The sequence below is a fragment of the Maribacter sp. UH1 genome (assembly GCF_056839145.1).
This window is the reverse complement of sequence record NZ_CM166387.1, coordinates 1,658,692-1,673,855: the sequence shown is the minus strand read 5'-3', so window position 1 is coordinate 1,673,855 and position 15,164 is coordinate 1,658,692. Positions and strand designations below refer to the sequence as shown.

General features: G+C 31.2%; 15 protein-coding genes. 7 read left to right on the top strand and 8 right to left on the bottom strand.

From position 1 onward, the window contains the following. Position 1: 1 nt before the first annotated feature. Complete coding sequence (locus UH1x_RS07315) at positions 2 to 994, bottom strand: tyrosine-type recombinase/integrase (RefSeq protein ID WP_482625974.1); 993 nt, start codon at positions 992 to 994, stop codon at positions 2 to 4. Next, positions 963 to 2,231, bottom strand: a complete 1,269-nt coding sequence (locus tag UH1x_RS07310; RefSeq protein WP_482625973.1) for a site-specific integrase — start codon at positions 2,229 to 2,231, stop codon at positions 963 to 965. Before UH1x_RS07310 ends, UH1x_RS07315 begins: the two co-directional genes overlap by 32 nt. 243 nt (positions 2,232 to 2,474) lie before the next feature. Here UH1x_RS07310 and UH1x_RS07305 point away from each other — a divergent pair, with 243 nt between their 5' ends. Then, positions 2,475 to 2,819: a helix-turn-helix domain-containing protein gene (locus UH1x_RS07305; RefSeq protein WP_405412209.1), complete on the top strand. Its 345-nt coding sequence runs from the start codon at positions 2,475 to 2,477 to the stop codon at positions 2,817 to 2,819. Positions 2,820 to 3,115: 296 nt separating this feature from the next. Here UH1x_RS07305 and UH1x_RS07300 read toward each other — a convergent pair whose 3' ends face one another. Then, a complete protein-coding gene (locus UH1x_RS07300) occupies positions 3,116 to 3,709 on the bottom strand; it encodes a hypothetical protein (RefSeq protein WP_482625972.1) in 594 nt (197 codons plus the stop codon). Between the two features lie 64 nt (positions 3,710 to 3,773). Here UH1x_RS07300 and UH1x_RS07295 point away from each other — a divergent pair, with 64 nt between their 5' ends. The 3 genes from UH1x_RS07295 (at position 3,774) to UH1x_RS07285 (ending at position 7,184) form a co-directional block, all read left to right on the top strand. Then, complete coding sequence (locus tag UH1x_RS07295; protein WP_405412214.1) at positions 3,774 to 3,998, top strand: helix-turn-helix domain-containing protein; 225 nt, start codon at positions 3,774 to 3,776, stop codon at positions 3,996 to 3,998. Positions 3,999 to 4,258: 260 nt separating this feature from the next. Next, positions 4,259 to 5,806, top strand: a complete 1,548-nt coding sequence (locus UH1x_RS07290) for a TonB-dependent receptor (RefSeq protein WP_482625971.1) — start codon at positions 4,259 to 4,261, stop codon at positions 5,804 to 5,806. A 16-nt stretch (positions 5,807 to 5,822) separates the two neighbouring features. Beyond that, the gene (locus tag UH1x_RS07285; RefSeq protein WP_482625970.1) at positions 5,823 to 7,184 is read left to right on the top strand and encodes a DUF5689 domain-containing protein; all 1,362 of its coding nucleotides are present in this window, start codon (positions 5,823 to 5,825) and stop codon (positions 7,182 to 7,184) included. A gap of 2 nt (positions 7,185 to 7,186) precedes the next feature. On the opposite strand, the gene UH1x_RS07280 is transcribed toward UH1x_RS07285, so the two are convergent. The 3 genes from UH1x_RS07280 to UH1x_RS07270 all read right to left on the bottom strand — a co-directional run bounded on the left by UH1x_RS07280 (position 7,187) and on the right by UH1x_RS07270 (position 10,474). After that, positions 7,187 to 7,594 carry a response regulator gene (locus UH1x_RS07280; protein WP_482625969.1) on the bottom strand — a complete coding sequence of 136 codons (408 nt, stop codon included), beginning with the start codon at positions 7,592 to 7,594 and terminating at the stop codon, positions 7,187 to 7,189. A 263-nt stretch (positions 7,595 to 7,857) separates the two neighbouring features. Next, positions 7,858 to 8,265 (bottom strand): response regulator, encoded by a 408-nt coding sequence (locus UH1x_RS07275; RefSeq protein ID WP_482625968.1) that lies wholly within the window; start codon positions 8,263 to 8,265, stop codon positions 7,858 to 7,860. Positions 8,266 to 8,278: 13 nt separating this feature from the next. Continuing rightward, complete coding sequence (locus tag UH1x_RS07270; protein WP_482625967.1) at positions 8,279 to 10,474, bottom strand: PAS domain-containing sensor histidine kinase; 2,196 nt, start codon at positions 10,472 to 10,474, stop codon at positions 8,279 to 8,281. 108 nt (positions 10,475 to 10,582) lie between these two features. On the opposite strand from UH1x_RS07270, the gene UH1x_RS07265 reads away from it, so the two are divergent. Next, positions 10,583 to 11,047: an ankyrin repeat domain-containing protein gene (locus tag UH1x_RS07265; protein WP_482625966.1), complete on the top strand. Its 465-nt coding sequence runs from the start codon at positions 10,583 to 10,585 to the stop codon at positions 11,045 to 11,047. Between the two features lie 3 nt (positions 11,048 to 11,050). Further along, positions 11,051 to 11,839: a nitrilase family protein gene (locus tag UH1x_RS07260; protein WP_482625965.1), complete on the top strand. Its 789-nt coding sequence runs from the start codon at positions 11,051 to 11,053 to the stop codon at positions 11,837 to 11,839. Here the strand turns inward: UH1x_RS07260 and UH1x_RS07255 are convergent. After that, positions 11,823 to 13,439 carry an Ig-like domain-containing domain gene (locus tag UH1x_RS07255; protein WP_482625964.1) on the bottom strand — a complete coding sequence of 539 codons (1,617 nt, stop codon included), beginning with the start codon at positions 13,437 to 13,439 and terminating at the stop codon, positions 11,823 to 11,825. The two genes, UH1x_RS07260 and UH1x_RS07255, sit on opposite strands and share 17 nt — an antisense overlap. 51 nt (positions 13,440 to 13,490) lie before the next feature. Next, complete coding sequence (locus UH1x_RS07250; protein WP_482625963.1) at positions 13,491 to 14,192, bottom strand: ComF family protein; 702 nt, start codon at positions 14,190 to 14,192, stop codon at positions 13,491 to 13,493. 40 nt (positions 14,193 to 14,232) lie between these two features. Here UH1x_RS07250 and UH1x_RS07245 point away from each other — a divergent pair, with 40 nt between their 5' ends. Beyond that, positions 14,233 to 15,132 carry a hypothetical protein gene (locus UH1x_RS07245; protein ID WP_482625962.1) on the top strand — a complete coding sequence of 300 codons (900 nt, stop codon included), beginning with the start codon at positions 14,233 to 14,235 and terminating at the stop codon, positions 15,130 to 15,132. Positions 15,133 to 15,164: the final 32 nt, after the last annotated feature.

Here is a 15,164-nt window from a genome sequence, read left to right as displayed (position 1 = left end):
ATTATTTTTTTGGAAATATATCAGTAAATGTTGTATCCAATTTCTTTAAAACTTCAGGATACATTTTTGTAGTTAATCTAATATAGTTTTCGGTAGATTTTAAAGTTGAATGTCCCAAGTATATGGATAGTATAGGAAAACAAGAATTAAAATCATATCCTTGGTTGGTCATGTTTACTATGGAAGTTACAGCAAATGTATGTCTAAGATCATGTATCCGAGGATTTCCATCTATACCTTTTGGTTGCATTCTCATTATTGTAATACATATTTTAAACCATTCGTATACGGTGCTTCCTTGTAATGGTTCTCCTAAGATGCCAACAAAAAAGTAATTTGAATCTTTTGTTTTTTGAGGTAAGTATTTCTTATAATTTAAATATATTTTGCACTGTTGAGCTAATGTGTCTGAAATTGGAATTAACCTTTGAGATCCATTTTTAGAATCTGTTACATTAAGGGTCTTATTTTTAATATTAACATTTTCTTCCAGTAGTGAAAGAGCCTCACCTCTTCTAATACCCGTAGCGTATAAAACTCTAAATAATAATGGTATAGAGAATAAATTAACATTATTACCTTTTCGAGTAAACTCTAGATTATCACAGATAGTGAATAGTCTTGTAATCTCATCTGGCGAAAAAATAAAAGGATTAAACGTAGATTTTTTATAATTGGGTAATTTTGGTATGAAAGTTTCTATATCTAATATGTCTAAATAGTCTGCAAGTTTTTTTAGATAGAGTATTCTTATATATTTTGCTTTATCACTTTCATTTGGTGCATATTTCGCCCATTTATTACAGAAGTCGTAGGAGATACCTGGTCCTTTTTCCTTTGTTTCCGTTGCAAATTTGTCAATTCTATACAAATGGGATTCGGCAGCTTCATATTTATATCCAAGTTGACGTTTTAGTTTAATATATTCCGAAATATGTTTACCATATACACTTGTAAATAATTTATTCGTAGAATTTCCCTCCTCCTTGTTCATAGAAATTTTTGTTAACAGGTGATACATTTAAAATGCATTTTTGCATAGATTTAAGGTCGATGTGCATGTATGCCTTCTTTGATTCTAAACTTTTGTGTCCAAGTACTTGAGTAATTGTATGTAACGGAGTGCTTTTTTCGAACATGCGTGAAGCCAAACTATGTCGTAAAGCATGTGGTCCTATTTTTCTATTATTAACTTTTACTCCGGATGTTCTAATCAAACCTGAAATAATTTGATAAATCCCTGAATTTGTCATTGTGTTACTGTAAGGAGGAGTATTAGTAATAAAGATTGATCTAGAATCGCATTGTGGTCGTCCAAATTTTAAATAGTCTATAATAGCATTACCTACATCCGAAGTCAAGGGTAATGTAAGATTTTCAAGAGTTTTGTTTTGATTGAATGATATTAATTGTTTCTCCCAGAGAATTTCATCTAAAGATAGTTTAGCAACATCTGATGCTCTTAATCCATATTTTACTAATATTAAGGTGATTGCGTAGTTTCGTTTACCTATTGCTGTTGAACGATTAATAGTTTTTAAAATTTTAAGAACTTCTTTTTCGCTGTATGTTGATAGTAATTTTTCTCCTTTTATCTTTTTAACACTTGGTATTCTTTTTGAAATATTTTTTTTAATGATATTCATTTCAAAAAGATAACTTGTAAATTTTCTTATTATGCCAGTAATAGTTGCAGTTGTAGAATGAGATGTTTTTTCTATTTGATTCAAATAGATTGTAATAAATTGAAAGTCAATTTTTTCTGGAGAATTTAAATTATGTTGCTTACATAGTTGCTGAAAATTAAATAAGTGTCGAGAGTGGGTTCTGATATTTCCAATAGATAGCTTCTCTCTATGTAGTTTATTAATAAAATCAATTATTATTTCACCGATTGCTCCTTCAAACTTTGGTAATTTATTCCCTAAGCCCTTTCGCAAAGTCATTCTAGAGTTCTCCTTGTATTCAATTAGATATTTAATTATTCTTATGTAATTTTGAGTATATTTTGACCTAGGGTCATAATCTTTATCATTAAAGAAATGAGCAATAAATAAATCGCCTACTTCTTGATTAAGTTCTTCATGATTATTATCAATGATGTATTTACGTACTTTTTTCCAAATCAAATTATATTTATAAATACCTGACTCAGAGAATTTAAGTTTGTGACGCATAAAATTTGATGCGTCATGAGTTAGGGAATTGAATTTTTCGAACTTCTCATTCATATTAAAATTTTATATTAAGCACATTATTAATGACATATTTTCAAGGTGATTCAAGGCTTTAAATTGTAAATTGTAATAAAGAGGAATTTTTTTATTTTTTATTTTTTTGGAAATTGCATTTATAGGATTATTATATAATTTTAGGTCAAAGGGATTGAATTTTTGAAAAAATATAGGATTATTATATATTATATCCATAGATTATATAAGTATACAATATAAATTACATAAACAGATGATTTTATGATATCTAGAGAATATTTTGGGCATAAATTGAGAGGGCTTCGGAAGGAACGGAATATGACTCAGTCTGAACTTGCCAATAGATGTGGTATTAATCAAGCACAGGTTACTAGATATGAAAAAGGGCAAAATTTACCTACAGCTAAAATGATCAAAAGAATAGCGGAAGGATTAAATGTTAAGATTGAGATTTTTAGCGAGGTAAGTGAAATTTCAATTAACTCGCTTGACTCAGATTATGAGAAATTAAGGGATTCATTAATTAACCCAGAGCAGAAGTTAGCATTAAGATATGTATTGAGAAGTTTTTACTTAAGTACAAAGACAAAATTAATCAATGACTAGATCAATGTATATTAGTTATATTTTATTAAATAAATAAGAGGTAGTATGGCACTAGATGATATTTAATTCTTTAAGAATATCTCTCTTCATTTTACTCAAAGAATGTTTATGAAAATCAGCTTCATTTGTAGGTATTCTTTGGTTATAGATAAAAGTTTAGTTATTGGATGAATAAGGTGGAATTAACTTAAGGATTTAATGAGTTTACAGTAAAAATATTAAAAGTAAAACAAGCGCCTGTCAGAGAATACCAATTAAAATTTTTTAAAAAAAGGACGTTTTCGTTTGTATGAGTTTCATTCCTTTTTTATAATATATTGAATTTTGGAACTAAAATTAAAAGATTTAATTTTCCAATTATCTTCTCTTTCTATCCAGATTAACCCCTTTCGTTGAAGCCCATTTATAATATTCCAAACATTAGAGTCTGAAATATCATTGTTGAAAATGTGCCGGTATATTAAATCTTTCCTTCTTAACTGGATAATACCTTTTAGTACTTTAATTTCATCTATAGACAAACTTCTTATAATTTCATCTAAGGATTCATCTTTTAAGTGGAAGTCACTATAATTAGGCGAGAATTTTTTGCAGTTTGGACATATTCGAGGATATAATGCTATAAAATCTAAGAAATCTTTACGATTAATTACTGTAATTGTTAAAGAGGAATAACAAAGTATGCAATTTTTAAAAGTTAAAAGACACTTTGAGTTTTTAAGAATATTTTGAATTATTGCTAACGATATACCATCGTTTGAAATGTCTTCGTTAATTGGGTATGTAAATGTATTGTTATCATATGTCCAGTATTTTATAATATTGACAAGCAAGCTTTCAGTTGCTTTATTTGATACAATAATTTCATATTTGAATCCTTCTAAATCCATAATAAATATAATGACATATATGTCATTACAAAAATGACTATTTCTTCTGACTTTTCATAATTCTATGAAGGGTCATATACGTAACGACAAATTACTTTTAAAAATTTCCAACAGATTAAAAACACTTAGATTTCAAAAAGGTGTTACTCAAGAGGAAGTGTATAATGAGACTGGTGTCCATATTTCACGAATTGAAGCAGGTAAATCCAATATTTCTGTAACTACTTTACATCGTCTTTGTATTTATTTTGAGATAGATTTAGTAGAATTTTTCACTTTTATGAAGTAAAAATTTAAAACTCTGATTCAATTTCCGGTATATTTTTTCTCGTGCAAATTTTAATACGATAAGTATTTCTATAATAAGAAGAGAATTACATTAAAAATGGAATTCTCTTCTAACAATTAGATGCATTCGTTTCTACGATAAACCAGATAAATTATCTCAACTTTTTTTTATTAAAAACCTTGCTTAAATGCACTTTAAGACCAAGTCTTTGCATAATAAAATACTTTACATAAAAAAAGTTATGTCAAACTTTACATAATTTGAATTCGCCTATAGGAGCCAATTTTGAAAGTGCTATTCAAGCGGAAGAAGGCTTTATAGAAAACCCTCAATTAGATTGGGAAAATATATACAAGGCAAATACTAGTATAAGTCAAAACGGAGAAGCGGCTTACGTACTGTACGATGATACCACAAAAGATAATCAGATTACTGCAAGGGCTACCGCAAATATAAATATTGATAGTCATTTAAGACTGGATATGGGTGTAACTCACAGGCAGTTAAATTCTAAAAACTATGCTCGAATAAATGATTTGTTAGGGGCGGAGTTTCATCGTGATATAGATACGTTTTCAGAAACTTTAAATGATGTTTCAACTGAAACTAATAAACTAGAGGGAGAAATCTTTAATTATAATTATGATTTAAACGGTAGTAATAGCGATGTCTATACTCAGTTAAATGCCCATTATAATAAAGTAAAGGTATTTGTTGCTGGTAAGTATACTTTAGTTGATTATCAAAGAGAAGGTTTATTTAAAAATGAACGATTTATAGACAACTCACTAGGTAAGAGCGAAATGGTCAAATTTTCAAATTGGTCATTAAAATCAGGCGCATCTTATACAATAACAGGTAGGCATTGGGTTTCTGTCAATGCCGCGATTATAAATAAAGCGCCTGTGTTACAAAATGTATTTATAAACCCTAGGGAGAACAATACTGTAGTTCCCAATTTACAAAGCGAAACCATTACTAGTGTAGATGCTAACTACTTTCTTAGAATGCCAAAATTAACGGGCAGATTTACAGGGTTTTATACTCGTTTTCAAAATACCACCGATGTCAATTTCTTCTTCGTTGATTCGGGTGTTGGCTCAGATTTCGTACAAGAAGTACTCACTGATTTAGATAAATTACATATGGGTGTTGAACTTGGTTTGGAATACCAAGTATCTAGCGCTGTAAAATTATCATTAGTTGGCTCTGTGGCAAAACATGAATATGCAAGTAACCCATTTGTGACAATTAATTTTGATACAGCAGGTGCAGCCGAAGATTTAATTGACATTTCAGGTTCTAAGTTTTTAGGGCAATCTGCAGTTAAAGGGTATAAGTTAGCGCAAGGTCCGCAGAAAGCAATTGCGGTAGGTATAGAATATAGAGATCCAAAATATTGGTGGGTAAGTGCCTCGGCAAATTACTTGGGTAATAATTATGCCAATATTTCTACGATAACCAGAACCCAGAGTTTTTTAATTGATCCAGAAACCCAACTAAGGTTCCCTGATGCAACAGATGAAAATGTTCAAAAATTACTAAAGCAAAAACCACTGGATAATTTTTATTTATTGAATATGGTAGGCGGTAAGTCGTGGCTTAAGAAAGGGAAGTATATAAGTGTTTTTGCAAGTGTTAATAATCTTTTTGATACCACTTTTAGAACGGGTGGTTACGAGCAGAGTAGAAATGGAAATTATGGTCAGCTAAAGCAAGATAATTTAAGTGGTAATCCGTCTTTAGCGCCTAAGTATTGGTATGGTTTCGGTAGAACCTATTTTTTAAATTTTGCATTTAGTTTTTAAAAATGAAGTAATCTATATGAATTTTAAGAGTAACAAATACTTTCTAATTATTATTGTTGTCATGCTTTTCTCATGTGTAAAGAATAGGGATTTTGATGCACCAGAACTAGAATGTTCAGCTTCAGATTTTACCTTCATAACCATATCAGAATTAAAGAATATGTATAATGGTGATACTTTTCAAATTCAGGAAGACTTGGTTATAAAAGGCTACGTAATATCTTCTGAAAAAGAAGGTAACTTTTTTAATATTATATATTTTCAAGATGAGTCTAGTAACCCATCGGAAGGAATGGAGATTGAGTTAGAATTAAGGGATTCTCATTTGTTCTTTGACGTAGGTCAGCAAATTATCATAAAACTAAAAGGATTGTATTTAGGTAAATCTAATGATATATATAAAATTGGCGGTGTATTTACCTCTTTTGGGAATCGTAGTGTTGGTAGGTTGCCTAAAAATGTTGTTTTTGACCATGTTTTGGTTTCTTGTGAGCCAATTAATGGAATAGAGCCTACTTTAGCTGTTATTTCAGGATTAAACGATGCTATGTTAAATACTCTAGTAGTAATAAACAGCGTGGAAATTAAGCAAGAAGAACTAGGGAAGACTTTTGCTGTTAAGGAAGAGGAAACATTGCGTACCCTTGTGGATTGTATGGATAATGAATTGGTTATGCTAAACAGTGGATATGCAGATTTTCAATCAGAAAGTTTACCAGACAAAATGGGTACCGCTACAGGGTTGTTGACTAAAGATAATAATCAATATCAGCTAATCATCCGTGGCGTAAATGACCTTAAATTTGAACAAGAACGGTGTGAAGATTTTATAGATGAATTTACTTCACCGTCAATTTTTATATCTGAGATTGCTGACCCAGATAATAACGCTGGGGCAAGGTTTGTAGAGCTTTATAACGCATCAGAAGAAAGTCTATCTTTAAATGGGTGGAGTTTGGAACGTTACACTAATGATAACACTGCCATTAGTTCAAGCATAGATTTGTCTGAATATGAAATACCTGGTAGAGGTTTCTTAATAATTTCTCCCAATTCAGAAGAGTTTGAAAATATATATGGCTTTGATGCTGATGTTGCAGTAGGCACAAATTCACCGGCAGATTCTAATGGAGATGATAATCTTGTTTTAGTAGATCCCTTTGGTTCTGTTGTGGATATTTTTGGAATAATTGGTGAAGATGGTAGCAATACCAACCACGAATTTGAAGATGGAAGGGCTGTTAGAAAAATAGAAGTAGATATTAACAATGCTATTTTTAATTCAGCGGAATGGTTAATTTACAATGATACTGGTGCTGAGGGCACCATAAACGAGCCGCAAAAAGCGCCGTTGGATTTTAATCCTGGTTTAAGATAAAATTACACAGTTTCCTTTGAATCGATAATTTTTTGAACGGCGCTTTCGGTCAAAGGTTTCACGATATAATCTTTAACCAATTTGTAGTCTTTGGCTTTTTCCATGTATTTAGGGCTGATGAAAGAACTGGTAATATAAATTTTAATGTGCTCTATTTTATCTTCAGGAAGTTCTTCAAATTCTTCTAGAAAAGACCAACCGTCTCGGTTGGGCATATTTAAATCTAAAAAGATGATATCGGGTAATTTAATGTTTTCAACCAGTAACCCAATAAGTCCGTCAAGTGCCTCTTGTCCACCTGTATAATATAGAATATTATCACTGAAGTTATGATGCTTTAAAATATTCTTAGTGCTAAGCGAAAAAAATTCGTCGTCATCAACAATACAACAGCTAGAAAATATACTCATTTTAAATTATTTCAAAAGTAAACCTTAATTAGATTTTGGGTCATCAGGTTTATAATCAATTATACTTGACTAAGTTATATAATTTACTCGATAATCGACATTTAAATACTTAGACGGTTACGTCGAAATCTTAGTTGGACTTTTAATTAATATTTTACAAGCTTGCGCTGGGGTAATTTACTAATCGTTAACATTTGATGATAATAAGATTTAGAGGTTTATTATCAATTAGTCCTCTTTGGAAATACTGGACTTAAATAGAATCAACTTTCTACTGTGGCGCCTAATATTTTAGCTAAATCATCTGGGGTAATGGGTTTTAGAATATAGGTATCTACTTGTTTGTAGTTTTTAACCCGTTCTAAATCTCTTGGGTCTACAGAAGAACTGATAATATAGATTACAATTTTTTTTGACTTTGGACTTCTGCAGTCCTTAAACTCATCTAAAAACTGCCAGCCGTTTAATATAGGCATATTAAGGTCTAAAAATATGACGTCTGGCAAGGGTTCATTGGCTATGCAAATTTTCATGAGTCCGTCCAGAGCATCTTGTCCATTGTTATATACAATTATAGATTTCGCAAAATCTACTTCTTTTATAATCCTTTTGGTTCCATATACAAATATAGGGTCGTCATCTATAATACAGCAAGTTTCAACTTTTTTCATAATAAATTCTAGTTTAGCTCTGTTTAAGTTCAATTAAAATGGTGGTACCAATATCTACAGTACTTTCAATACTAATGATACCGCTCATAGCTTCTATTTGGTTTTTTGTTATAAAAAGACCAATACCCTTCGCATCTTTGTGCTTGTGAAAAGTTTTGTACATACCAAAAATTTTATCACCATGTTTATTTAAATCTATTCCCTGGCCATTATCGGTAAAAGTGATAAGAATATTATCCTTTTTTATTCTAGATTTTATTTCAATTGATGGGGTGCGTTTTGGTGAACTATATTTTAGGGCATTTGTAAGGATGTTTAGAAAGATGCTTTCTAAATAAGCTGGGACTGCATTAACAAAATGCGATTTGGAAATATCTATTGTTAAAGTTGCTTTTTGCTCTTCAAGTAATCCATTAATACTTTTTGTTATTTGATTAATAGTATTTAAAATACTGATACTTTGTAGATTTTCAAGAGCCCCGGTCTTCACCTGTACCACGTCGTTTAAATGTGCAATGGTTTCAGATAGGCTTTCTGTGGCACTGGTAATCATTCTATTCAAATTTTTACGCTCGTCTTCATCTTCTTCCTCGTTTAAGAACTTGGTCAGCATGGTCATATTTGTGGAATGCGAACGTAAATTGTGAGATACAATATGTGCAAAATTAGTAAGACTTTCATTTTGGCTTTTAGTGACTTCTACTAATGTTTCAAGCTTATTTTGCGATTCAATTCTACTGGTAATATCAAGAAATTGGGTAATTACATGACTTAAATTACCATTAATGTCTTTTACAGGAGTTGCTCCTATAACTGCATGAACAATATGGCCATTTTTATGAAAGTATCTTTTTTGAAATTGTAAATTTACTTTATCACCTTCAATAACTTTGTTTTTATAAGAATGACTACCTAATAGGTCATCTGGATGAGTAATGTCAGTGGAATTTATTTTTAATAGCTCTTCTTCGGAGTATCCTAAACTTTGGCATAAACTTTTGTTGACTTTTAACCACTTAAGATCAGGACTTACCAATGCCATACCTATTGCAGAATGTTCAAATGTTTCTGTAAATGATTTTGTACTTCTGGCTAATTTGAATTCTGTACTACGTAATTCCGTAATATCCCAATTAGCCCCTGTCATCTTAATAGGCTTTCCATTTATACCATTAATAGTTTTAGATAAGCCTTTAATATGCCTAATAGAACCGTTTTGAAGTACTATTCTAAATTCTTCATCAAAATCCTTAATTCCGTCAATGGCTTCTTTGGTTGCCAATATTGCTCTATGTTTATCATCAGGATGTACTGTTGATGACCAAGCCTCAAAAGCTCCGGAAAATTGGTTTTCCTTCACATCAAAAATTCGGTACATTTCATTATCCCACTTAAGGTCGTTCGAAATTAAATCATAATTCCAAGTTCCAATTTGTGCAGTTTGGGTGGTAATTTTTAATCGTTCAGAAATCTGTTGATGAGCTATTTCAATTTTCTTTCGCTCATCTATATCTTGAAAAGTACCAACGAGCCTAATAGCTTTTCCATGTAACATTTCAACTTCGCCTTTTGCACATACCCATACTTCATTTCCTTTGGCAGTGACTATTATCAGCTCCGTGTCAAAAGGTTTTCCTTCTGCAATTGCGGTACTTACTAAATAAGAAATTTTATCTCTATAAATTCCCTCTTTATAAAAGTTTATTCCTTCCTCTAAATTAGGAACAAAGTCATGATTTACTTCATGAATATCTTTTGTTGTTTTTGTCCAGTATACTGTGTTGTTCAGTAAATCAAGTTCCCAGCAACCAATTCTTGCAACTTCTTCAGCTTTGTGTAGTAATTCTATTTCTTTCTGTTCAACTGTAATATCTTCTAAAAAAATAATAGCTCCGTCAAAACCGTGACGCTCAATTGTAGAAGGTATAATTTTCCATTTTAGCCATTGTAATTTACCGTTTGGTAATATAAATTTTTGACCATGATTAGTATGCTCTTTTCCTTCTACACCATAATTAACTGCATTTTTGAAAAAAATGGGAGTTTCAATTATACTGTCAAATAAATTATTATTGACGTTATCGGTTTTGCTTAAACTAAATTTTTCTTGCCACTGGTTAGAGTAGCTAATATAGTTTAACTTAGTATCGACGATAGCAATTGCATTGGGGGACTCTTTTAAAAGAAAGTCAACGGCTAATGTTTTCAAAAGTTATTGATTTAGAATTAAAGGTACGTATTTCTTTTAAAGTAGGAAAAATAGTTACTAAGTAAGAAAATACTTCTACTTTAAAAGAATGTTTAAAATAATAAGACTATGAACGAGTTTTTTTTCAAAGTAATAAGAGAAGGTAGTATTAATGAAGTAAAGTCGATGTTAGAAAAAAATCCTGTGCTTGTCAATAGTAAAGATGCCAGAGGCTCAACACCATTAATTTTGGCTACATATTATGATGAAAAGGATATTGCAATATTGCTTCTTGATAAAGGTGCAAAAATTGATGCGGTAGATGCATCTGGTAATACAGCATTAATGGGTGTTTGCTTTAAAGGGTATACGGATATTGCTAAGCTGTTGATTGAAAAAAAAGCACAGCTAAACGAACGTAATGCAATGGGTGCAACTTGTCTAATTTATGCTGCACAATTTAATCGTTTAGAGATTGCAAAATTGTTAATAGCCAATGGTGCGGATAAAACAATAAAAGATAATAGAGGAAACAGTGCATTGGATCATGCCCAAACCCAGGGGTTAAGTGCTTTTATTGATATGTTGGAATAGGGTATGAAGGAGAATCAAAATAATAGTCTAAATATTGCCTTAATTCAATCTGCATTACATTGGGAGAACCCTGTTGCTAATAGAGAGATGTTCGGTAATAAAATTGTTCAGATTGTTGATCCGGTTGATATTATAGTTCTGCCAGAAATGTTTACTACCGGTTTTACCATGTCACCTGGTAATATTCATGAAAATGAAGGGTTTATAACATTAGATTGGATGAAAAAAATGGCTGCCGATCACAATAGCGCTATAGTGGGTAGTATAATATTTAAAGACGATGATAAGTATTATAATAGACTTTTTTTTGTAAAACCCAGTGGTGATTACGAAAGTTATGATAAGCGTCATACATTTACTTTAGCAGGAGAGGATAAAGAGTATACAGCTGGTACACAAAGGTTGATAGTGAATTATAAAGGTTTTTCTATTTGTCCTTTAGTTTGTTATGATCTCCGTTTTCCTGTGTGGAGTAGAAATACAGAAAATTTTGATGTATTGTTATATACCGCAAATTGGCCAACGCCAAGAATCAATGCTTGGGACACTCTTTTAAAAGCTAGGGCTATTGAAAATATGGTGTATTGTATAGGAGTAAATCGTATTGGTGAAGATGAGGTTGGGCATAAATATCCAGGACACTCATGTGTATATGACCCTCTTGGGGAATTAGTTTTACTTTCTAAAAATGAAGGGATTTCAATAGTTGAAATTTCTAAAAATAAAGTTGATCTTATAAGAGAGAAACTTCGTTTTTTAAATGATAGAGATGAGTTTAATCTATCAAATTAAAAGTCTCAATTTTTTCCCAGTTAGCACGTAATTCTATTAAAGTAGGATAATAACTTATTTTTTCTGGTTGTTTTTTGTCTAAAAAGCTACCGGTATCCCATTCGCCATTTCCGTTCATATCAAAAATAACGCGTGCTTGATATTTGCCCGGACTTAGATTATCGAAAACGTAAGCTTGCGATTCTGTAGAGTAAATTTCGCGTTGCAAATCGCCTTTTTCATTGGTTAATTGCACAATTATTGGATAAACAATATTATTGCCATTTACATTTAAAGTTAAATTACCATAATCAGCAAGACCTTTGGTTCTAAAGGAAAAGGCTACAGAATCATTACTAGTTTCAAAAAAATCTGTTACCGCTCCCGGTATTAATTCCATTCTATAATTTTGGTCAGGATTTATTTTAAAATCAAAATTTAAAAGATTTTTTAAAGTGTCCAGCTTTAAATCATAAGCTACTTCTACAGAATCTTTATCCATTAATTTTATTTTAGTACTGTCATAGGCTACTAATGGCGTATTGCTGAGAAGATTAATGGGCTTGTCCATTTCTATATTTCCATTCTGGTTCATAGAGATTTTCAGGGAATCAAACTCAACTTTTCTGTTCTTTACCTTAAATGTGTCTTGGATTTTTAAATTTTCGTTGGTAATTGTAAAGAGTAAGGAGTCCATCTCATAAGGTGTAAACCAAAAGTTTAAGGTGTCTTTTTCTCTTTCTTTTAAAATTATGGTTCTAACGGTATCTGGTATTTCGGTAATAGTTTCAATTTTAATGTCGTCACCTTTGCCATAATATCCAAAGCTTATTCTATTGCTCGCCTCCATACTAGGTACCGCAACACCGTAATCCTGTACTTCTTTAAAAAGATTTAAAAGATATATTGAATCTGTTGGTAAATTTATAGTGTCTTCTACAAAACCTATTTTATCTGTTTTTTGATCAAATAAATTATTACTGGATGCATCTTTAATACCGAATAAAGCGTATTTACCTTCCTTTAAATTCTTCAGTTTAAATATTACCGCACTATCTAAGGTATTTGTAATGTAATTTGGTGGTCTTTTATAAACAGTAGAGTCATTATAAGTGCTGTCTATTTTATAGAGCATTACACTGATAAAATCATCTGCTTTTTTATTAAAAGCATCTTTTACAACTCCCGTAAGTTCTAGTGAATCAATATAATCGCCAGTGGAGAAAACATAGGTAAAAAAAGAATTTGGATTTTCTTCGTTGTTGTCAACAATACCTTGACCAAAGTTGAAAGTATATGTAGTATTAGGTTCCAGTGTATCTTTAATGGTGATTTCTACATATTTATTGGCGTTTCCAATAGGAGAAAGCACAGGAGAATTTTTTAATGGTGGAGAAATGATAAGCTGTTTTTGAATATCGTTTAACTTCACCAATTCATTAAAGTACAATCTAATCTTTTGCCCTTTGAAATTAGTTGTTAAATTAGGTGGCTCTGCTCTTGTTAATTCTGGGGGTGTAATATCTTTTGGTCCGCCTGTTGGCGTACCTCTTTGCGCACATTGGTAAGAAACCAGTACAATGACAAAAATAAATATAAAACCTAGAATTTTTCTGCCCATTAGTGTGTTTATCGACCGCAAAGAAACAACATATTTTATAGAAAACTAATTCTATGGAACAACTGCCATACTAGAGATATAAATCTCAACACCTTCAATATCTTTAAAAGTGTTAGCGCAAATTTCCATAGTAGCGCCAGTAGTGATTACATCGTCAACTAAAAGTATGGTTTTGTTGGCTAGCGCTTCTCCATTTTTAATTTCATATAAAGATCTATTGTCATACCATCTGCTTAGTCTATTTTTTTTGGTTTGTGTTTTTGTATTAGCGGTTTTTACCAAAAAATCATCATTGTATTTGGCATTGATATGAAAAGCAATTTGCTTTGCAAAAAGCGCTACTTGGTTATAACCTCTTTTTTTAAGTTTTTTTCGATGTAAAGGGACGGGGATTACAAAGTCAATTTTTGGCAGATGGCCTTGCTCCTTTAATATTTGACCGTGCCAATCACCTAAAAATTGCCCTATACCTTCTTGATTCTTATATTTTAAAAAATGTATGAGGTTTTTTACGATTCCAATTTCGGTAAAGAATAAGAATGAATTTGCTTTTTTTATGTTAATTCGACCATAAAAAATACGGTCAACCGCATTTTCATCGTTAAAGGTGTACTCGGTAAGTGGTAATTGATGTCGGCAAGATGTACAGAGAAGCACCTCTCCTCTATATAATCGTGCATTACATCCAAAACATGATATGGGTAGCAGTATGTTGGTAACATCCTTTAGTATATTTGAAATTCTGTTTTTCATCAAATTTTACAGATTAAACAACCTACAGCCCGCTTTTTAAATGGACAGTCAAGATAATAAATTCAATTATAAAATAATACTGGCAGCATTTGTTGCGGTTCTTTTAGCGTTATTAATTGCGTTCTACTATAGTTATGCCCAGTCAAATGCTCAAATTGACTTTTTAGAGCAAGAAAAAGAAATTTTGGTAAGAGATCTTACTATTATGAAGGCTGATGTGGATCGTTTGTCTGCTAAAAGTGAAATGAACGAAATTGAATTACAAGATTCTAAATTTAAAGTACAAGAGCTTTTAGATTCTGTAGGCAGGTTGAATTTTACTGTTCAAAAGTTAAGGGAATTCAAAACCGAATTACGTAGGTTAGAATCCAAAAATGATAGTTTACTTCTAAAGAACAACTTTTTACGTTACAATAATATGTTACTTACAGATAAGTATGACGAGTCTCGTAAGCAAATTGAAAACCTAAGGGCAAATAGTAATTCTTTAGCTGAGGCAGAAGCTTTACAAAGAAGAAAAATTCTAGAACTTAATCAGAAATTGAAAACGAAGAGCTATTTAAAAATGGCCAATTCTGAAGGTAGTGGTTTTAGGTTAATTCGAGGAACTAGGCCAACTAAAACAAATAAGGCATCTATTATTGAGAAACTAAGAGGCTGTGTAACCGTATTGGCTGATGAGAGTGAAGCTGATAATGAGAAAGTAATTTATCTACAGTTTTTAGACCCTAACAAACAAATTGTTGAAGATAATGCCAATACTATTACCGTAAACGGTAATGTTTATAGTAAAAGAGTCGAATTTGTTTTCACAGGTTTAGACCAGTCTTTATGTGAGTCTATTACCATACCAGAAGGTTCTTTGATGGAGGGTATTTATACATTGAATGTATTTGAAGATGAGCGTTTAATTACTTCTTCTGAATTTGAATTGAAATAATTATTTTTTTTTTGGGCTATTGTTCTATTTTT